Raw genomic sequence first — 19625 nt, forward strand, 5'->3', positions numbered from 1 at the left:
TCAGGCTCCGGAAGCGGCGGGCACGGCGCGGCGCGCGCGCAGCGCGAAGGCGAGGATCACCGCGAAGCACAGCGCCGGCACCGCGATGGCCCAGTGGATGCCGGCCAGGTCGGAGACGCCGCCCATCAGCGCGGTCAGCAGCGCGCCGCCGATGATCGCCATCACCAGCAGCGAGGAACCGAGCTTGCGGCGGTCGTCGTCCAGCCCGTCCAGGCCGAGCGCGAAGATGGTCGGGAACATCACCGACATGAAGAGGCTGGCGGCGACCAGCGCGTACAGGCCGATCCAGCCCGGCAACGCGATGGCCACCGCGCACAGCGCCAGGTCGATCGCCGCGAACGCGGCCAGCAGGCGCGCCGGCGGCACCAGCCGCAGCAGCGCCGTGCCGATGAAGCGCCCGGCCATGAACAGCACCAGCGACAGGGTCAGGAAGCCGGCCGCGGTCTTCTCGGGCGTGCCCGGCACCGCGTCCTGCAGGTAGCGGATCAGGTAGCTCCAGATGCCGACCTGCGCGCCGACGTAGAAGAACTGCGCCGCCACCGCGAACACGAACAGGCGGTTGCGCAGCAGCGCGCCCAGCTGCGAGCGGCCGGTGGCCGCCGCCCCGGCCTCGCCGTGCGTGGCCGGGAATTTCACGCAGGCGACCAGCACCGCCCACAGCACCACCACGATGCCGATCGTCAGGTACGGCCCCTGCACCGCCGCGGACTCGGCGGCGAAATAGGCCTCGCGCGCGGCGGGCGCCATCGCCGCCAGCTCCTGCGCGCTGTGCTCCACCCCGGAGAAGATGAAGTGCTGGCCGATCAGCACGCCGGTGATCGAGCCGAGCGGATTGAACGCCTGCGCCAGGTTCAACCGCCGCGCCGCGCCTTCGGCCGGGCCGAGCACGGTCACCAGCGGGTTGGCGGTGGTCTCCAGGAACGCCAGGCCGCTGGCGATCACGAACAGCGCCAGCAGGAACAGGCCGTAGGCATGCTCCTGCGCCGCCGGGTAGAACAGGAACGCGCCGGCCGCGTACAGCAGCAGCCCGAGCACCACCGCCGCCTTGTAGCTGTAGCGGCGCATGAACATCGCCGCGGGCATCGCGAACACGAAATAGCCCAGGTAGAACGCGCTCTGCACCAGCCCGGCCTGCAGGTCCGACAGTTCGAAGGCCTTCTTGAATTGCTTGATCAGGATGTCGTTGAGGTTGTTCGCCACGCCCCAGAAGAAGAACAGGCTGACGATCAGCACCAACGGCACCAGGGCCGTGCGGGCCAGGTTGCCGGACGCAACCGTGGCGTTGTCGCTGTAATGCATGCGCCCGCCCCTCCCAAGGCCTGCGGCACTGCTGGAATGTGGTCGGAGGGTAATGCGGCCGGCCGCATCATGCAAATATAAAATGTTCGTTCATATGTGGACGAACGGACCACGCTCCGCCTCCGCTTTCCGGGGATGCTTCCGGCAGGCGGCCCGGAAGACGAAGATCGGATCCGGCCGGAGAATCCCATGGTCCGCCGCATCGATCCTTGTACGCTATCCCGAACCACGACCTGCCTGGCGGATGAACAACCCTTCCCTTCCCAAGTACCGTGCCCCCGCCCTCGACAAGGGCCTGGACATCCTGGAGCTGCTGGCGCACTACGGCCGGCCGCAGACCATGGGCGAGATCGCGCAGGGCATCGGGCGCTCGCGCGGGGAGATCTTCCGGATGCTGCAGGTGCTGGAGGAGCGCGGCTACCTGACCCGCGACGGCGAGGGCAGCTACGTGCTGACCAACCGGTTGTTCATGCTCGGCATGCAGCAGCCGCAGGTGCAGAACGTCACCGAGGCGGCGCTGCCGGTGATGCGGCGGCTGGCCGACGAGATCGCCCAGCCCTGCCACCTGGTCGCCCCGTCCGAGGACCAGATCGTGGTGATCGCGCAGATGGACGTGCCCAGCGACCTCGGCCTGGTGGTGCGGCCGGGCCATCGCCGGCCGCTGGCGCATTCCACGTCGGGGTTGGTGCTGTTCGCGTTCCAGCATCCGGACGTGCAGGCGCACTGGCTGGCGATGCTGGATGCCGGCCCGGTGCCCTACGACCGCGAGGCGTTCGTGCAGGCGGCACGGGCGGTGCACGAGGCCGGTTACGCCATGCAGGCCAGCGAGGCCGTGGTCGGCGTGGTCGACCTCACCGCGCCGATCCTGCAGCACGGCAGCGCCACCTACACGCTGACCGTGCCCTTCATCGAACGCCGTCCCGAGCGCGTCGGCGCGCGCACGGCGCTGGACGCCCTGCGCGCCGCCGCCGCCGAGATCTCGCGCGCGCTCAGCTACGCGCCGCCGCGCGCCTGAAGCAGGCGTCCGTATTGCCCATCCCCGGGAGCATCGGGAACACCTTTCCTGGCAACACGGGAATCACGGGCGTCGTGTCATCCGGTCCTCGAGCGACCAACCGACCGCTTGCATCGCTGGCGATCGTGGGAGGGACTCCGGTCCCGACAGGACTTTACTGGCCATCTGTCGGGACCGGAGTCCCTCCCGCAGGAGCATCCGTTCGAACGACGCTTGAACGTAGGCGCCTTCTGGAAGCCGTCCGCGTCCCACGCGAACGGTATCGATAGCCAAGGCTATGAAGATCAGACCGACCTTCGCGTTTCGGCGAATCGGTTTTTTCCGGCGATTGCGCGGTTAGACTGCGCGTCCCTTCTGGGGAGTAGCCTGCTTCCTGCACCAGGAAGCGCCCGCGTCAACACACTCGGCCGATGCGCCGTGGCGCGGGCAACCATCCGGGTTGGCGAGACCAGCGGCACGCGTGCGCAACGACGGTTGGGCGCGGACGCGCGCCGTTGCCGCTTCGCCCGACCGCGTTGCCCCCATGTCCTTCTTCTCCATCCTGCTCATCGGCCTGGCCATGTCGACCGACGCGTTCGCCGCGGCGATTGGCAAGGGCGCGGCGATGCGGCGCCCGCAGCTGCGCGACGCGTTGCGCGCCGGCATCGTCTTCGGCCTGATCGAGGCGATCACGCCGCTGCTCGGCTGGCTGCTGGGCCGCGCCGCCTCCCAGTACGTCGCATCGTTCGACCACTGGATCGCGTTCGGCCTGCTCGGCGCGCTCGGCATCCACATGATCGTCGCCGGCCTGCGCACCGACCACGACGACGATGAAACCGGCAATGGCCGCCACGGCTTGCTGGCGCTGGCGACCACCGGCATCGCCACCAGCATCGACGCGATGGCGGTCGGCGTCAGCCTGGCGTTCCTCGACGTGCACATCGGCGTGGTCGCCACCGTCATCGGCCTGTGCACGCTGGCCATGGTCACGATCGGCATCATGCTCGGCCGCGCGCTCGGCGCCCTGGTCGGCAAGCGCGCCGAGATCGTCGGCGGCGCGATCCTGGTGATCGTGGGCAGCACGATCCTGTACGAACACCTGAGCGGGGTGGCGTAATGCCGGGATTCGGGATTCGGGATTCGGGATTCGGGATTCGGGATTCGGGATTCGGGATTCGGGATTCGGGATTCGGGAAAAGCGTCTTTGCCCGGGTTCGGCTGTCAAGCGGCCTGATGCTTCTTTGCGAGCAACTCTTGCTTTTCTGTGGGAGGGACTTCAGTCCCGGCGGAAGGCCGGTAAAGCCCTGTCGGGACTGAAGTCCCTCCCACAACGACACTCGATCCCGAGCAGGCCTGCCGCTTTTCCAGGTCCCGGGATCCGGCCAACGGCCCGGCTCTCCCAATCAGGGGCCGCGCTCCTTCAACACATCGTGGAAAGCCGTCAGGAACGCCCGCAGCGAGGCCGGCTTCACCGGCTTGGTCAACAACCGATAGCCCCGCTCGCGCGCCAGCTGCTTCAACTCGTCGCGGCCATCGGCGGTCAGCAGCGCGCCCGGGATGTGGCGCGGCGAGGCGGCGTTGAGCGCGTCCAGCGTGTCCAGGCCATCCAGGCGATCGTGCAGGTGGTAGTCGACCAGCATCACGTCCGGCTGCGCGCGCACCTTTTCCAGCGCGTCGTCGACGGTGCTGGCCGCGATGACCTGCACCTGCCAGCGGCCCAGCAGCGCGCGCATGCCGTCGAGGATCTCCTGGTCGTTGTCCACGCACAGCACGCGCATGCCGGCCAGCGAGTCGCCGTTGCTGGCCGAGCGCACCGGGTCGGCCGGCGGCGCCGCGGCGCGTACGGCCGGCGCCACCCGCGGCAGCAGGATCGAGAACATGCTGCCGCGGCCGACCTGGCTGCGCGCGTTGAGCCCATGCTCGAGCAGCCGCGAGATGCGCTGGCAGATCGACAATCCCAGCCCGAGGCCCTGCTCGCCCCAGTCGAACGGCTGCTGGTAGCGGTGGAACTCGTCGAAGATCTGCTGCATGTGGTGTTCGGGGATGCCGGGACCGGTATCCCAGACCTGCAGCTCCACCTGCGCGCCGCGCCCGCGCGCGCCGAGCACGATCCGGCCCTGGCGCGTGTAGCGCAACGCGTTGGCGATGAAGTTCTGCAGCACGCGGCGCAGCAGGCGGCGGTCGCTGCGCACCCACAGCGCGCGCGGATGCACGTGCAGCTTCAGCCCGCGGCTGGCCGCGATCGGCGCGTACTGCGCGGCCAGCTCCTGCAACAGCGTGCCGGCATCGAAGACCTCCAGCGTCGGCCGCAGACCGCCGGCATCCAGGCGCGAGACGTCGAGCAGGCCGTCGAGCAGTTCCTCGGCCGCGCGCAGCGAAGCGTCCACGCGCTCGGCCAGGTGGCGCTGTTCCTCGTTGTTCTGGTGGCTGTCGCGCAACGCCGAGGCGAACAGCCGCGCCGCATTGAGCGGCTGCAGCACGTCGTGGCTGATCGCGGCCAGGAACCGGGTCTTGGACTGCTGCGCGACCTCGGCCTCGCGCGAGCGCTCGGCCACGCGCTGCTCCAGGGTCTCGTTGGCCTCCAGCAGGGCCTGCTCGGCGCGCTTGTAGTCGGTGATGTCGTTGTAGCTGGTGACGTAGCCGCCGCCGGGCAGCGCCTGGCCGCGCATCTCGATCACCTTGCCGTCGCTGCGGGTGCGTTCGAACACGTGCGGCGTGCCGGCGCGCATGTGGTTGATACGGCGGCTGATCTGCGCCTCGACGTCGCCCTCGCCCAGTTCGCCGCGCTCGGCGTTGTAGCGGATCAGGTCGGCCACCGGGCGGCCGACGTAGAGCATGCCGTCGGGATAGCCGAACAGCTGCTGGTAGCGGCGGTTCCAGGCGGTCAGGCGCATCTCCGGATCGACCACGCTGACGCCCGCGCTGATGTTCTCCAGCGTGGTCGAGAGGATCTCCCGGTTGAAGCGCAGTTCCTGCCCGGCCTCGTCCAGCACCGCCATCACTTCGCCCAGTTCCATGCCGGAGCCGCGCAACAGGCTGGTCAGCACCAGCCGCGCCGAGGCCGCGCCGATCGAGGCGGCCAACAGGCGTTCGGTGAACTGCACCCAGGCGCGATCGGCCGCGGCGCTGGACTGCAGCTCGCGCCCCAGCAACTGCGCCTGCTCGACGAACGCGCGGTGCGCATGGCGCTCGCCGACCACGCGCTCGGCCAGGGCGAGCAGGTCGTCCACGCGCACCTGGCCGGGCCAGTCGCCGGCCACCACCGGGCGCTGCGCGTAAGGATCGAGGAACGGCGCGGCGCGCAGGCGCTCGTCCACGCCGGGGCGCCAGCGCGCCGAGACCACCATCATCGCCCCGGTGTTGATCAACAGCGACCAGAACGTGCCGTGCGCGAGCGGGTCCCAGCCGCTCATGCCGAACAGCTGCTGCGGGCGCAGCCAGGCGATGCCGAACGGCCCCCGCTGCAACCATGCAGGGTCGAGCACGCCGGCGTGGGTCATCGCCGGCAACAGCAGCGTGTACATCCAGGTCGCGAAGCCCAGCACCATGCCGGCTTCCACGCCCTTGCGGCTGGCGCCGCGCCAGTACAGCCCGCCGATCACGCCCGGCGCGAACTGCGCCACCGCGGCGAACGCCATCAGCCCGTACGACGCCAGCGTGCTGTCGTCGCTGGAGCTGCGGTAGTAGGCGTAGGCGACCAGGGACAGCAGCAGGATTGCCAGGCGGCGGATCCACAGCACGCGGTCCGCGGCGGCGGCGCGGCCGCCTTCGCGGCGCAGCAGCACCGGCATCACCAGGTCGTTGGAGACCATCGTCGCCAGCGCGATCGAGGCGACGATCACCATGCCGGTGGCGGCCGAGAATCCGCCGACATAGGCGACCAGGGCCAGCAGCGTGCTGCCTTCGGCCAGCGGCAGCGCCAGCACCATGGCATCGTCCACCACCTGGCTGTCGCCTCCGAACAGGGCGATGCCGGCCGAGGCGATCGGCACCACCATCGCCGAGATCAGCACCAGGTAGATGCCGAACAGCCAGCGCGCGCGGCGGATGTCGCCGACGTCGCTGCATTCGACCACCGCGACGTGGAACTGGCGCGGCAGGCAGATGATCGCGAAGAAGCTGAGCACGGTCTGCGAGATGAACCCGACCGAGGGGGTGTGGTCGAACAGCGTGCGCGCCGAGTCCACGATGTGCAGCTGGTGGTCGCCCAGCCACATCCAGGCGAACAGGCCGACCGCCAGCATCGCCGCCAGCTTGACCACCGATTCCAGCGCGATCGCCAGCATCATGCCGTGGTGGTGCTCGGTGGCATCGACCTGGCGGGTGCCGAACAGCGTGGCGAACAGCGCCATCAGCAGCGCCACGTACAGCGCCGGGTCGGTGAAGAAGCCGCGCTCGGTGCCGACCTGCCCGGTCAGCACCTCCAGGCTCATCGCCACCGCCTTGTACTGCAGCGCCAGGTACGGAACGATGCCGACCAGCGCGATCACCGCCACCAGCGCGGCGAGCCGGCGCGACCGGCCGTAGCGCGAGGAAATGAAGTCGGCGATGGAAACGGTGTTCTCGCTGCGCGCGATCAGCGCCAGCCGTTCGATGATGCGCCAGCCGAAGATCAGCAGCAGCAGCGGGCCGAGGTAGATCGGCAGGTAGCCGATGCCGTTGCGCACCGCGGTACCGACCGCGCCATAGAAGGTCCACGACGAGCAGTACACCGCCAGCGCCAGGCTGTAGACCGCCGGCCGCAGCCACGGCCGGTCCGGATACAGCGGACGGCGATCGCCCCACCACGCCACGCCGAACAGCAGCGCGGCGTAGCCGACCGATACCAGCAGCAGGATCCAGCTCGAGACCAAGGCCCCTCCGGCGTTGCGCGAGGAGGCGAGTTTAGCCTCGGGCGGCCTGGGCCGGGACGCGGATGGCGACGATTTGCCCGGGTTCGGGAACCTTGCGCCCGCGTGGGGGCTCTGCCGGGTTACTTCGTCTGGCGCCCCCGCATAGCCGGAGCCAGAGGGCTTTGCCCGCGAAAAGCCAAGGCACTGGGTCCCCGCCTTCGCGGGGACGACGGCGGAAGGATCCGGGGAACTGTGGCGATTGCCGCTTCGATTGAGAGTGCAATTGCAGTTGTTGCTGTTGCTCGCGGTCTTGCTTTGGGCTGGGTAACGCTTCCTCGCGCGGCGGCGCGCCCACCTCCATGGCCTACGAATATCACTGCGGCGCGGCCCCTCCGAAGCGGTGGAGACAATGGGAAACACCCGAAGGGCGGCGCACATGGGCTCGCCGGAAAAGGCGAAGCACTGCTTCGCCCCGGCGGGCGGGCATTCGCCGCGCGGCGAATGCCCCGGGCTCGTCCGCGTAGCGGACGAGTGCGCCGTTTTCGGCCGCGGCAGGATGCCGCGTCCGAAAATCCCATTGGCTCCGCGGACCCGCAGCAAAGCTGCGGGCGCGAAGGCGGGTGTGCTTGATCAGCCGTTCGGCTGCTGTGAAGCGCTTCTTTGGGTTACGTTTCTTTACGCGGCACATCCCTGTGCCGCGCCCTTCGGGCGGCTTCGCCGTGCGGCGCTGCTCCTGCAGCGCGCGTGCACAAGCAAAGAAAGGTAACTCGCCGCAAGGCGAAAGCTTTTCTTCATGCACGAAAGGCCGAAGCCAAAGCAAAGCAACGTCCCTGGATGATCAGCCATTCGGCTGCGGAAAAGCGCTTCCCGCCTTCGCGGGAATGACGATAGATAGATCGTGAGGCTTCGCCCGTGCCCTCATCCGCCCCTTCGGGGCACCTCGCTTCGCGTCCCAGCCTGACGCAGCGCGCCAGGCGTTCAGGCGTGTGCGAGCCTGTGGCTCGCGAGCAACACGCCTTCACCCCAAAGGGAGAAGGGAAATAGTCCAAAGCCACCCAGAACAAACCCTATCCCACTCACCCAACTCCCACCACAACCGGCAACACCACCTCCACCCGATAACTCGCCCCCCGCACAACCGGCCCGATACGCCCACGCGGGCAATCCTCCCCATCCACACGCACCCGCACCTCCGTACAGGCCACATCACGCCGATACTCGACCTCGAAACGCGCCCCCCGAAACTCCCGCACCGCCCGCGCCCACTGCCAATGCGAAGGCAACTGCGGCGCCACCACCAGCGCATCGCCTTCCCCACGCAGGCCGAACAGGCTCTCCAGCACGCAGCGATAGACCCAGGCCACCGTGCCGGTATTGAACAACTGGCTGGAACGACCGGCGGTGCGCGGGAACTCGCGCCAGGCGCCGCGATAGTAGTTGGGCAGGTAGACCGGCAACTGGCCGCGCTGCAGCACGTCCTCGCGCGATGGCCCGGGGATCATCGCGCGCAGCACCGACCAGGCGCGGTCGGCCTCGCCGACGTGGTACAGGCCGTGCAGGTAGAACGCCGCGGCATGGTTGTAGACCGCGCCGTTCTCGGCCGAGCCCGGATGCTTCTGGGTCAACCGGCCCACGTCCTCGCGCATGCCGGTGTAGGCCGGCGCCAGCATCACCGGGCCGTACGGCGTGTGCAGCTGCGCCTCCACCGCGGCGAGCAGGCGCGCGCGCCGCTCCGCATCGGCGGCGCTGGACAGCATCGCCCAACTCTGCGGGTTCAGGTAGATGCGTCCCTCGGCATCGGCGGACACGCCGAAACGCACGCCGTCGTCGGTGATGCCGCGCGCGTACCAATCGCCGTCCCACAGCTCGCGGTTGGCGTCGGCGTTGACCGCATCCGCCGCGCGGGCGAACTCCTCCGCCTGGGCGGCGCGCCCGTGCCGTGCGCACAGGCCCGACCACAGCCGCAGCGCGTACGCGGTGGCCAGCGTCAGCCAGCCGGACACGCCGGTGCCGCGCCAGCCGACCATGTTCATCGGATCGCACCAGTCGCCCTGCGCGATGTAGCTCAGGCCGCGCCCGTCGCGCGCCTGCAGCAGGTGGCGCATCGCCGCGTCCACGCGCTCGGCGACGCTGCGGCGTTCGCCCGCGGCATCGGCCACGGTCTCGTCCAGCACGCCGGCATCGCCGGTCTCGCCGAGGTAGGCCTCGAGGAAGATCGGCAGCCACACGCAGTGGTCGGTGTGCGGCACCTGGTTGATGTATTTCAGCTCGGCGCCTTCCTCGAGCAGGATGCCGTCGGGCATCGCGCCGCCGGGCTCCTGCTGCGACAGCGCGTGCAGCAGCGCGGCCCGGGCCACCTGCGGCCGCAGGTAGCTCATGCCCATGTGGTCCTGCAGGTAATTGCGGGTCTGCGGGTCGGTGGTCAGGCGGTTGACGTCGCCATGGTAGAACACCTGCCGCGGCAGCCAATGGTTGACCAGGTTGTCGAGCGCGGGGTCCGGCGTCTCGATGCGCAGGCAGCCGCGCCCGGCCTCCAGGTGCGCGGCATGTTCGCGCCGCGCGCGGGCGAAGCCTTCCTCCGACAGGTAGCGCGCGCGCAGCGCGGCGATCTCCGCCTCGTCGCGCGCCGGGCCGAACAGGAAGCGCTGCGTGGCGGACTCGCCGTCGGCCAGCGCCAACCGGTACTGCAACACGGCGGTGGGCGTTTCGTAGCGGGCGTCGCTGCCGCCGAGCCGCTCGCCGAGCAGGGCCGAGGGCGCATGCAGCCCACCCTCGCCCTCGAAGGCGTCCTGGCGCGCCTCCCAGGCCAGCGCCGGCTGCTCGTGCAGCAGGAAGGTGCAGTCCTTGAAGTCGCGCTGGCGGAAGTAGTCGGCCACCTTCTGGTACGGCGCCACGCTGCGGCAGACGATGCCGCCCAGGTCGGGCCGGTACTCGCCGGACTGGTTCATCCACGACATGTAACCGACCGGGAAGTACGGGTACAGCGACAGCCTGCGCGCCCGCCCGGAGCGGTTGCGCACCGTGCACTCCCACAGTTCGAGCGGATCCTCGGCCGGCAGCGCCAGGCGCAGCTCGAGCACGATCCCGTCGTACTCGACCTCCCAGGCGATGTCGTGCTTGCCGGCCGAGAACGCGAAGCGCTGCGGGCGCGCGCGCACCGGCTCGTAGGGCGCCGAGTACAGCGCGCCGCTTTCCTCGTCCTTGAGGTAGAAAAAGCGCCCGGGATGGTGCGCGTAGTACGGCTGCTCCGGCTGCATGAAGGTGCGCGCCTCCAGGTTCGGCGCGTGCGCGTACTTGGCCGGCTCGGGCTGCATGAACTGCGCGGTCGCGTAGCCGCGGCAGGTCGCCTGGATCATCATCCGGCGGTTCCACAGGAAGGCGCCGGCCTGCGGCATCGCGGTGGGGCTGTGCAGCACGTAGCGCTCGCCGTCCGGACTGGGGGCGAGCAGGTCGTCGAGTTCGGTCATGGAGGGGTTTCCTGGGAGTGCCGGCGCGCGGCCAGCGCCTGCTGGATCTCGGCCAGGCGCGCGTCGTCGAGGGGATAGAAGCGCATCGTCGCCGCCGCCAGCAGCGCGACCAGGCCGGGGATCACCGTCATCAGCAGCACGATGCCGTGCTGCGAGGCGTCGCTCTGCGACTGGTTGGCGACGTAGCCCATCGCCGCCAGCACCCAGGCGATCGCGGCCGAGGCCAGCGCGCCGCCCAGCTTCTGCGAGAACGTGGCCGCGGCGAAGTTCAGGCCGGTGGCGCGCCGGCCGGTGCGCCACTCGTTGTAGTCGGCGGTATCGGCGTACATCGAGAACGCCAGCGGCGACTTCGGCCCGAGCGCGAACCCGATCAGCATGTTGAGCGCGAACGCGGCCGCGATCGCGTCGGGCGGCAGCAGGTACATCGCGCAGCTGAGCACGCCGACCAGCGCCATCAGCAGCATCAGCAGGCGGCGCTTGTCCAGCCAGCGGGTCAGCAACGGCGTCGAGGCGGCGCCCAGCGCCAGCGCCACCGAGTAGCTGCCGAGGAACCAGCCGGTCAGCTCCGGCCGCCCGAGGTAGTACTTGAAGTAGTACACGCCGGCGCCGCCGCGCATCACGATCGTGACCATGATGACCAGCGCCAGCACGAACAGCACCAGCCAGGGCCGGTTGCCGATCAGGTCCGAGACGTCCTGGCGCAGCGGCGTGCGCTGCGTCGACACCGGTTCGATGCGCTCGCGCGTGGTCGCGAAGGCCGTGGCGAACAGCGCCGCGGCCAGCACGCCGTACAGCAGCATCGTGCGTTGCCAGCCCTGCGCATCGTCGCCGCCGCCCAGCCAGCGCACCAGGTCCAGCGTCGCGTAGTTGACCAGCGTGGTGCCGGCGAAGGCGGCGATGAAGCGCATGCTGACCAGGGTGGTGCGTTGCTGGCCGTCGGCGGTGATCACGCCCGACAGCGCCGAGTACGGGATGCTCACCACGGTGTAGGCCAGCATCATCGCCGAGAAGGTGGCGTAGGCCCAGACCAGGCGGCCGCCCTGGTCGAGGTCGGGCACCGTGTAGGTCAGCAGGCCGGTCGCCGCCAGCGGCAGCGCGCCCCACAGCAGCCAGGGCCGGAACCGCCCCCAGCGCGTGCGCGTGCGGTCGGCGAGCATGCCCATCAGCGGGTCGCTGACGGCATCGCCGATCTTGGCGACCAGCATCATCGTGCCCACCGCCGCGGCCGGCAGGCCCATCGTGTCGGTGTAGAAGATCAGCAGGAAGGCGGAGATGTTGGCCCAATAAAAGTTGAGCCCCAGGTCGCCGAGTGCGTAGCCGGCCTTCTCGCGCATCCGCAACGGCTTGGCGGCGGGTTCCGGACGCGGCGTTGTCGGCATACGATCCTCCCTGGCGCAGGACGGCGGTTTCCCTCGGGGACGCACACGCTACACCAGCGACGGCGCATGCGCCCGCACCATGTCGAATCGATTTGCACGTATAACGTCCCGTGATGAACCCGACCCAGCTCTCCCCCGCCCGCGCCATCGTGGTGATGGGCGTCTCCGGCAGCGGCAAGTCCACCGTCGCCTCGGCCCTGGCCCGCCACTACGGTTTCGATTTCCTCGACGCCGACGACTTCCACAGCGACGAGGCCAAGGCGCAGATGGCCGGCGGCACCCCGCTCAGCGACGAGCAGCGCGTGCCGTGGGTGCGCCGCCTGGGCGAACGGCTGCGCCAGCTCGCCGACGCCGGGCGGTCCTCGGTGCTGGCGTTCTCCGGACTGCGCCGCGAGCATCGCGACCTGCTGCGCGGCTGCGGCGTGCCGATGCGCTTCGTGTTCCTGCACGGATCGGCCGGGGTGATCGCCTCGCGCCTGTCCGCGCGCGGCGGGCACTTCATGCCGTCCTCCCTGCTCGACAGCCAGTTCGACGCATTGCAGCCGCCGGCGGACGAGCCGGACGTGATCGCGGTGGACGTCGCCCGGCCGCCGCAGGAGGTGGTGGCCGAGGCGATCGCCAAGCTGGACCAGGCACCGCCGGGAGCGCGCAAGGCCCTGCCGGCGTGAACGCGGGAGCCCGCGCGGATCAGGCCGCCGGTACCCGGCGGGTGCGGCGTTCGCCGAGGGCGCCCGATGCGGCGGCCTTCAGCAGCTTGCGGAACGTGGGGCATTGCGCGTGGTTCGGCGCGCGGCAGGCCGCGGCATGGCGCAGGCCTCGGCTCATTGCGCGCAGTCGTTCGACCCTCGCATCGATTTCGTCGGCCTTCGCGGCGAGCTTTTGCCGGTCGATCCCCGCCACCGGCAGGTGCGGAAGCATCGCGCCGATCTCGTCCAGGCTGAAGCCGGCGAGCTGGCCCAACGCGATCAGCGCGAGTTGGTCGAGCACGTCCGGCGCGAACTGGCGCCGCGCTCCCTGCCGGCTGGTCGGCCGGATGAGGCCTTTCTTCTCGTAGAAGCGCAGCGCGGAGGCGGCGATTCCCGAACGCTTCGCGACTTCGGAAATGTCCATGGCGAAACCCGTTGACTTGAAGTTGACTTCAACTTCTACGATGCGTCCGCCGGATCTGCCGGTCAACGTCCCACAGGCGCAACCATGGCAACCCTCGCGCAGCAAGCGGTCCACGTCGTACTCGTCGGCCTGGGCGCAACCGCCTTCATGGATCTCTGGCTGGCCTGCCTGAAGCGGCTCGGCGCCAGGACCCAGGCCATGGCCCTGATCGGACGCTGGGTCGGCCACTGGCGGCGCGGCATCTTCTTCCATGCCGCCATCGCGGACGCGCCGCCGGTCCGCCACGAGCGCGCCCTCGGCTGGGCGGTCCACTACATCGTCGGCATCGCGTTCGCCGCGCTGCTCGTGCTCCTGGAAGACGCCGGCTGGATGCACCGGCCGACCCTTGGGCCGGCCATCGCCCTGGGCATCGCCACCGTGGCCGCGCCCTGGCTGGTCATGCAACCCGCGATGGGCGCCGGGATCGCGTCCGCCAGGACGCCGGCCCCGTTCCGGAACCGCGCCAAGAGCCTGGCCACCCATTTCGTCTTCGGCCTCGGCCTTTACCTGGCCGCGTGGTGCCTTGCGCTGCCGGAGTGAGCCGGACCCGGCAGGCGCCAGGCCCGGCGAAGACGCGCCTCAGCGCGCCGGTGCGGCGTTCGTCGCCCCGGCCACGCCCATCTCCTCCAGCAAGCGCGGCGCCGGGTAGACCTTGGCCATCAGCCAGCGCAGGTAGCGCATGTCGACGTGGATCGCCCGCTTGTAGCGCGGGTCGTACCACCAGCTCGCGCTCACCGATTCCCAGTTGCTGTCGAAGTTCAGGCCGATCAGCTCGCCCTTGGCGTTGAGCACCGGCGATCCGGAGTTGCCGCCGGTGGTGTCCAGGTTGGTGAGGAAGTTCACCGGCTGCGTCTTCAGCGCCGGATCGGCGGTGTCGCCGAAGTCGCCCCTGGCGATCGCGTCCAGCAGCTGCCCGGGCGCATCGAACGGCACCTTGCCGGTGTTCTTCTCGACGATGCCGGCCACGGTGGTCACGGGCGCGTAGGCGACCGCGTCGCGCGGCGCCAGCGGCTCGACCCGGCCGTAGCTCACCCGCAGCGTGCTGTTGGCGTCCGGATAGACCGCCCGCCCCTGCTTGCCGCGCCAGGCGACGAGCGCGCGCATGTAGGCTGGCCGCAGGCGCAGTTGCTCGCCCTCGCGCGCCTTGCGGCCTTCTTCCAGCCGCAGCTGCGCCGGTATCAGCCGCTGGGCCAGCGCGATCAGCGGATCGGGCGCCAGCGCCTTGCCCTCGCGCGCGGCCGCGAACCGCGACAGGCGCTCGCCCTCGGTGCCGAGCCGGGTGGTCCCGTACAGCGTGTCCAAGGCCTGCGCCAGCTGCGCGGGCGTGCGGCCGAAGGCGGCGTCGAACTCCGGCACGCGCTGGGCTTCGGGCAGTTGCTGGTAGCGGGTGAGCAGCGCGGTCAGCAAGGCCTTTTCCACCGCCGGGTCGTAGCGGCGCTGGACCTGCTTGAGCACGCCCTCGATCAGGGCCTGGTCGCGCTGCTGGTAGCCGGCCTCGCGCTGCGCGTCGGGCTTGAGCGACTCCACGCGCAGCCGCTCCAGCAGCAGGGCCGAACGCATCAGCTGGGTCTGGCTGCCGAACAGGCCGAACAACAGCTCGCGGCCATGCAGCGCCGAACCCTCGGCCAGCGAGGCCTGCAGCGCGGCGATGTCGCGCGCATCCTGGCCGGTGGTCGCCGCCAGCATCCCGCGTTCGTCCTCCGCGCGCAGGCGCACCGCATCGCTGCGCAGCAATCCTTCCAGTTCGCCGGCGGCGCGCTTGCGGTTGTTCTTCAGCGACTGCAGCTGCGAGGCGTAGCGGGTCCTGGCCTCGGCATCGCCCTTGCCCGCGGCCTCGATCACCCCGATCAGCTGGTCGAGCACCGCCACGCGCTGCGGCAGCGTCCAGTTGACCTGCTCGTCGAACTCGGCGGCGGTGCGATGGCGATAGGTGATGCCGGGATAGCCGGCCAGCATCGCGTAATCGCCGACCCTGGGCCCTTCGCGCGAGATCTGCAGGTGCGCCGGCGGCTGGTACGGCACGTTGTCCGGGCTGTAGTCGGCCGGTTTGCCGTCCTTGCCGACGTAGGCGCGCAGCAAGGTGAAATCGCCGCTATGGCGCGGCCACATGAAGTTGTCGATCTCGTCGCCGTAGTTGCCGATCGCGCGCGGCGGCGCGTAGACCAGCCGCACGTCGCGCAGCTCCAGCTGGCGGATGCGGTAGAAGTCGGTGCCGTAGTACATGTTGGCGACGCTGCAGCGCACCTCGCCGGATGCCTCGCAGTCGGCCACGATGCGCTTGCTGGCCGCGTCCACCGCGTCGTAGTAGGCGCGCCCGGTCTTGCCGCGCGCGCCCTTGAGCACCTCGTCGGTGACCTTGTCGAACCCCACCGTGACCAGCACCCGGAAATCGGGATTCGCGGGACGTTCGTCGCCACGGTCCTTGGCGATGAAGCCGTTGTCGATGTAATCGTGCTCCGGCGTGCTGTTGTACTGGATCACGCCCATCGCCACGTGGTGGTTGGTCAGCAGCAGGCCATCGGGCGAGACGAACGATCCGGTACCGCCGCCGACCTTGACCACGGCGCTGAGCGGCGGGCGGACCACGTCGGCGAGCGAGGCCGGATCGCCCTGGAACCCGGCCTGGCGCAGCGTATCGGCCAGCTGCGGCAATTGCGACGGCATCCACATGCCCTCGTCGGCACGTGCATGGGCGGACAACGCCAGCCCGACGGCCAGCGAGGCGGAAAGCGTATTGCGCATGGGCATGGAATCCCCTGAAAACCAGCGCAGACCATAGCCGCAGGCGCACACGCGCGGCAACGGTGGCGTGCGCAAAGGACAAGTCGGCCTAGCTGTTGTTGCAGCTGTTGCTGTTGCTGTTGCTGTTCGTGATTTTGCTCTGGATGGGACAGCACCTCCTCGCGCGGCGGCGCGCCAACCTCGTATGGCCTGCCAGCGTCGCTGCGGCGCGGCCCCTCCGTAGCGGCGGAGACGATGGGAAAAACCCCGCAGGGGCGACGCACATGGATGTGCGTCGTTTTTCGCCGGGGCAGGATGCCCCGTCGAAAAATCCCGCCGGCTCCGCGAACCCGTAGCGCAGCTGCGGGCGCGCAGGCGGGGTGTGCTTGATCAGCCGTTCGGCTGCTGTGAAGCGCTTCTTTTGGTTACTTTTCTTTACGCGGCACATCCTTGTGCCGCGCCCTTCGGGCCGGCTCCGCCGTGCGGCGCCGCTCCTGCGGCGCGCGTGCACAAGCAAAGAAAAGTAACTCGCCAAAGGCGAAAGCTTCTGCCTTTATTGCCAAAGGCCCCAAGCCAAAACAAAGCAACGTCCCTGGATGATCAGCCGTTCGGCTGCTGAAAAGCGCCTCCCGCCTTCGCGGGAATGACGGTAATGGGAGATCGGAGATCGGAAGAATGGCAGAGGATCGCTGGATGATCAGCCGTTCGGCTGCTGAAAAGCGCTTCCCACCTTCGCAGGATTGACGATAGTAAAGATATGAGACTTCGCCCGTACCCTCGCCCGCTCCTCGGACACCTCGCTTCGCGCCCCGAACCAGCGCAGCGCGCCGAGTGTTCAGACATGCGCGAACCAGTGGCTTGCGAGCCGCGCATCCTCACCCTGTAAAAGGATGAGAAAAAGCCTCCTATGCCATACCGCAATCGAGGTATGCGCAGACTTCCGCCGCGCCACCTGACAAGCTTGGCGCATCCCTCGCCGAGGGGCCAACGGGAAGGAACCGACATGAAACGCCTCATCCTGGCGCTGCTATGCAGCATCGCCATCCCCGCTGCATCCGCCGAAGCCCTGTTCACCGAGATCGCCTACCGAGGCGACGACGGCGGACCGGTCCCGACCGCCACGCAGTACCGCAACCCCGTGGTCGCCGGGTTCTATCCCGACCCCTCCGCCATCCGCGTCGGCGACGACTTCTACCTGGTGAACTCCACCTTCGGCTACTTCCCCGGCCTGCCGGTGTTCCATAGCCGCGACCTTGTGCACTGGACCCAGATCGGCAACGCGATCGACCGCCCCGGCCAGATCGACTACGGCCACAACGAACTCTCGCGCGGCCTGTTCGCCGCCTCGATCAGCCACCACGACGGCACCTTCTACATCGTCAACACCTGCTTCTACTGCGACCGCGGCAACTTCGTCATCACCGCGAAGGACCCCGCCGGCCCCTGGTCGGACCCGCACTGGCTCAAGTTCGAGGGTATCGACCCCTCGCTGTTCTTCGACGACGACGGCCGCGCCTGGCTGGTCAACAACGGCATTCCCCAGGGCAAGATGCGCTACGACGGCCACCGCGCGATCTGGCTGCAGCAGTTCGACGTGGCGACGATGTCGCTGGTCGGCCCGCGCACCGTGCTGGTGGACTCCGGCGCCGATCCTTCGACCAACCCGGAGCACGTCGAAGGCCCGCACCTGTTCCGCCGCAACGGCTGGTACTACCTGACCGCCGCCGAGGGCGGCACCGGCGAGCAGCACGCGCAGATGGTGTGGCGCAGCCGCGCCGTCACCGGGCCGTACGAACCGTTCCCGGGCAACCCCGTGCTGACCCAGCGCGACCTCGATCCGTCGCGGCCCGACCCGATCACCTCGGCCGGCCACGCCCAGTTCGTCGAACTGAAGGACGGCAGCTGGTGGGCCGTGTTCCTGGCCACGCGTCCCTACCGCGGCAACCAGTACAACCTCGGCCGCGAGACCTTCCTGCTGCCGATGCAATGGCACGACGACTGGCCGGTGGTGCTGCCGCGCGGCGAGCGCATACCGGCGGTCGCCACGCGGCCGAACCTGCCGGCCGGCAAGGCGGCGCAGCCGACCACCGGGCCGTTCGGCTGGACCGAGCGCTTCACCGGCAGCGCATTGCCGTTGCCGTGGATGACGATCAACGTGCCGCGGCAGCGCTGGTACGGCACCGGCAAGCAGGGCTTGCGCATCACGCCCTCGGCCACGCCGCTGGGCGAGTACGCCAGCGGCCAGCCGGCCTACATCGGCCACCGCCTGCAGCACCACAAGGCGACGATCGACGCCACCCTCGATCCGCGGCAGCTCTCCGCCGGCGAGCAGGCCGGGCTGGCGCTGCTGCAGAACGAGACTCACTTCTACGCGGCGATGCGCGTGGACGACGCCGAGGGACCTGCCGTGGTGCTGTACCGGCGCGCGGGCAAGGAACAACCGCAGGCCGGCGTGCCCGTCGCCCGGATCGCCCTGGCCGACGCTAAGCAGGCCCTGCGGCTGCGCTTCCAGCTGGACGGCCCCCGGCTGGATGCGTTCTACGCGAGCGGCCGCGGCGACTGGCAACCGCTGGCCCGCGACCTGGATGCGAGCCTGCTCAGCACCGACACCGCCGGCGGCTTCATCGGCGTTACCTTCGGGCCGTACGCGTACGACGCACGCAAGCAGTAGCGCCACCGGCGCGCGCCTGCGAGGCGAGGCTCCATCGCCTCACAGGCGCGCGACATGGCACAGCCGCACCTGCCCGGGCTCGATGCCATGGGCCTGCGCGGCGCGCGCCCGCAGCGCCTCGATCAACGCCTGCGGGTCGATGTCCTCGTCGCGCTCCGCGTGCATGCTGTAGGTCACCTGGCCCCACAGCACCGGCCGGCCGCCGGAATAGGCCTCGAAATCGGCGAAGTAATGGCGTTCCATGGTCAGGTCCCGACGTGGACGCTCTCGCTCCATCCGCTGCAGCCCAGGTGCTCGAGCAGGATGTACGCGGCAAGCATGTAGCCCTGCATGCCATAGCCCCGTACCCGCGCCAGGCAGCCATGCTTCGCGTCGTCAGCGAAGCCGGCCGTGCGGGCCGCCCGCACGTCCACGTCCACGCGCGGCAGCTGCAGCGAGGCGAGCACGCGCGCCAGGCGGGCGCTGCCCGCGGCGGCGCCGGCATCCAGGATCAGCGCATGCCCGCCGCTCGGGTGCGCCAGGCGCAAGGCATCGAGCAATTCCCGCTCGTCGCCGCAGGCGCGTACCGACAGCGCATGCCCCGCCTCGCCCACGCTCGCCACCAGCTGGCCCAGCAATCCGCGTGGCAGCGGCACGGGTCCACGGGCGCCCTGTCTCGCCGGGCCGCGCACGATCAGGATGGACATGACCGGTCCGCTCCTTCTGCATCTTCGATCGACGCCAACCGGCGCGCTGCGATGCCCAGCGACATCGCATAGCCGCGCGCACGGTCGTGCGGCGTGACCACCACCGCCATCGGGCCGTGCTGCGGATGCAGCCACGCCTCCAGCTCCGCGCCGCCATCGGCGTGCAGCTCGATATAGGGCACCGGCAGCGCATCGAACGTGCGCCGCAGCGACGGTATCGCCGACCGCGGCACCTGCAACTCGCCCGGTTCGATGAGGACCAGCGCCGCATCCGACGCCGGCACGGCACGCAGCGCCGCGGCCATGGCCTCCACGTCCTCGCACGACACGCGCCCGATGCCATGTCCGGCGCATCGGGAAGGCAGCACGGGCGGCAGGCCCTCTGGTGGAATGCCTGGTCCCTGCAAGATCAACAGCGACATCGTCG

The 19625-nt window shown here is 69.8% G+C and carries 14 protein-coding genes and 1 riboswitch; of the genes, 5 read left to right on the forward strand and 9 right to left on the reverse strand.

Annotation, left to right across the window (positions count from 1 at the left end; translation table 11 throughout):
- Positions 1-1299 (reverse strand): L-fucose:H+ symporter permease, encoded by a 1299-nt coding sequence (gene fucP / locus M3M27_RS19225; protein WP_434026660.1) that lies wholly within the window; start codon positions 1297-1299, stop codon positions 1-3.
- 244 nt (positions 1300-1543) lie between these two features.
- Between fucP and M3M27_RS19230 the strand changes: the two genes are divergently transcribed.
- Entirely contained in the window at positions 1544-2314 is a 771-nt protein-coding gene (locus M3M27_RS19230; protein ID WP_434026661.1) for an IclR family transcriptional regulator, read from the forward strand.
- A 350-nt stretch (positions 2315-2664) separates the two neighbouring features.
- A riboswitch (yybP-ykoY riboswitch) is annotated at positions 2665-2790 on the forward strand.
- Between the two features lie 47 nt (positions 2791-2837).
- Positions 2838-3410, forward strand: a complete 573-nt coding sequence (locus M3M27_RS19235; protein ID WP_140727475.1) for a manganese efflux pump MntP — start codon at positions 2838-2840, stop codon at positions 3408-3410.
- A 286-nt stretch (positions 3411-3696) separates the two neighbouring features.
- Here the strand turns inward: M3M27_RS19235 and M3M27_RS19240 are convergent, their stop codons facing one another.
- The 3 genes from M3M27_RS19240 to M3M27_RS19250 all read right to left on the reverse strand — a co-directional run bounded on the left by M3M27_RS19240 (position 3697) and on the right by M3M27_RS19250 (position 11971).
- Entirely contained in the window at positions 3697-7146 is a 3450-nt protein-coding gene (locus M3M27_RS19240; RefSeq protein ID WP_434026662.1) for a hybrid sensor histidine kinase/response regulator, read from the reverse strand.
- 1055 nt (positions 7147-8201) lie between these two features.
- Positions 8202-10592 carry a GH36-type glycosyl hydrolase domain-containing protein gene (locus M3M27_RS19245; RefSeq protein WP_434026663.1) on the reverse strand — a complete coding sequence of 797 codons (2391 nt, stop codon included), beginning with the start codon at positions 10590-10592 and terminating at the stop codon, positions 8202-8204.
- On the reverse strand, positions 10589-11971 hold the full coding sequence (locus M3M27_RS19250) for an MFS transporter (RefSeq protein ID WP_434026664.1): 1383 nt from the start codon (positions 11969-11971) through the stop codon (positions 10589-10591). The genes M3M27_RS19245 and M3M27_RS19250 overlap by 4 nt, the downstream gene beginning before the upstream one ends.
- 113 nt (positions 11972-12084) lie before the next feature.
- Here M3M27_RS19250 and M3M27_RS19255 point away from each other — a divergent pair, with 113 nt between their 5' ends.
- Positions 12085-12639 (forward strand): gluconokinase, encoded by a 555-nt coding sequence (locus M3M27_RS19255; protein ID WP_434026665.1) that lies wholly within the window; start codon positions 12085-12087, stop codon positions 12637-12639.
- A gap of 19 nt (positions 12640-12658) precedes the next feature.
- Here M3M27_RS19255 and M3M27_RS19260 read toward each other — a convergent pair whose 3' ends face one another.
- Positions 12659-13195: a helix-turn-helix domain-containing protein gene (locus M3M27_RS19260; RefSeq protein ID WP_434026666.1), complete on the reverse strand. Its 537-nt coding sequence runs from the start codon at positions 13193-13195 to the stop codon at positions 12659-12661.
- On the opposite strand from M3M27_RS19260, the gene M3M27_RS19265 reads away from it, so the two are divergent.
- On the forward strand, positions 13166-13660 hold the full coding sequence (locus M3M27_RS19265; RefSeq protein ID WP_434026667.1) for a DUF2938 domain-containing protein: 495 nt from the start codon (positions 13166-13168) through the stop codon (positions 13658-13660). The genes M3M27_RS19260 and M3M27_RS19265 overlap by 30 nt on opposite strands.
- Before the next feature lie 39 nt (positions 13661-13699).
- On the opposite strand, the gene M3M27_RS19270 is transcribed toward M3M27_RS19265, so the two are convergent.
- Positions 13700-15868, reverse strand: a complete 2169-nt coding sequence (locus M3M27_RS19270; RefSeq protein WP_434026668.1) for a S46 family peptidase — start codon at positions 15866-15868, stop codon at positions 13700-13702.
- A gap of 976 nt (positions 15869-16844) precedes the next feature.
- Here M3M27_RS19270 and M3M27_RS19275 point away from each other — a divergent pair.
- Complete coding sequence (locus M3M27_RS19275) at positions 16845-18512, forward strand: glycoside hydrolase family 43 protein (RefSeq protein WP_434026669.1); 1668 nt, start codon at positions 16845-16847, stop codon at positions 18510-18512.
- Positions 18513-18551: 39 nt separating this feature from the next.
- On the opposite strand, the gene M3M27_RS19280 is transcribed toward M3M27_RS19275, so the two are convergent.
- Genes M3M27_RS19280 through M3M27_RS19290 form a run of 3 tightly spaced genes read right to left on the reverse strand, consistent with a single transcriptional unit; the run spans position 18552 to position 19620 of the window.
- A complete protein-coding gene (locus tag M3M27_RS19280) occupies positions 18552-18755 on the reverse strand; it encodes a hypothetical protein (RefSeq protein WP_140727458.1) in 204 nt (67 codons plus the stop codon).
- A 2-nt stretch (positions 18756-18757) separates the two neighbouring features.
- On the reverse strand, positions 18758-19198 hold the full coding sequence (locus M3M27_RS19285; protein WP_434026670.1) for a 3-dehydroquinate dehydratase: 441 nt from the start codon (positions 19196-19198) through the stop codon (positions 18758-18760).
- Entirely contained in the window at positions 19186-19620 is a 435-nt protein-coding gene (locus M3M27_RS19290; RefSeq protein WP_140727718.1) for a hypothetical protein, read from the reverse strand. Before M3M27_RS19290 ends, M3M27_RS19285 begins: the two co-directional genes overlap by 13 nt.
- Between the last annotated feature and the right edge of the window lie 5 nt (positions 19621-19625).

The sequence above is a fragment of the Xanthomonas boreopolis genome, assembly GCF_046529185.1.
Lineage (GTDB): Bacteria > Pseudomonadota > Gammaproteobacteria > Xanthomonadales > Xanthomonadaceae > Pseudomonas_S > Pseudomonas_S boreopolis.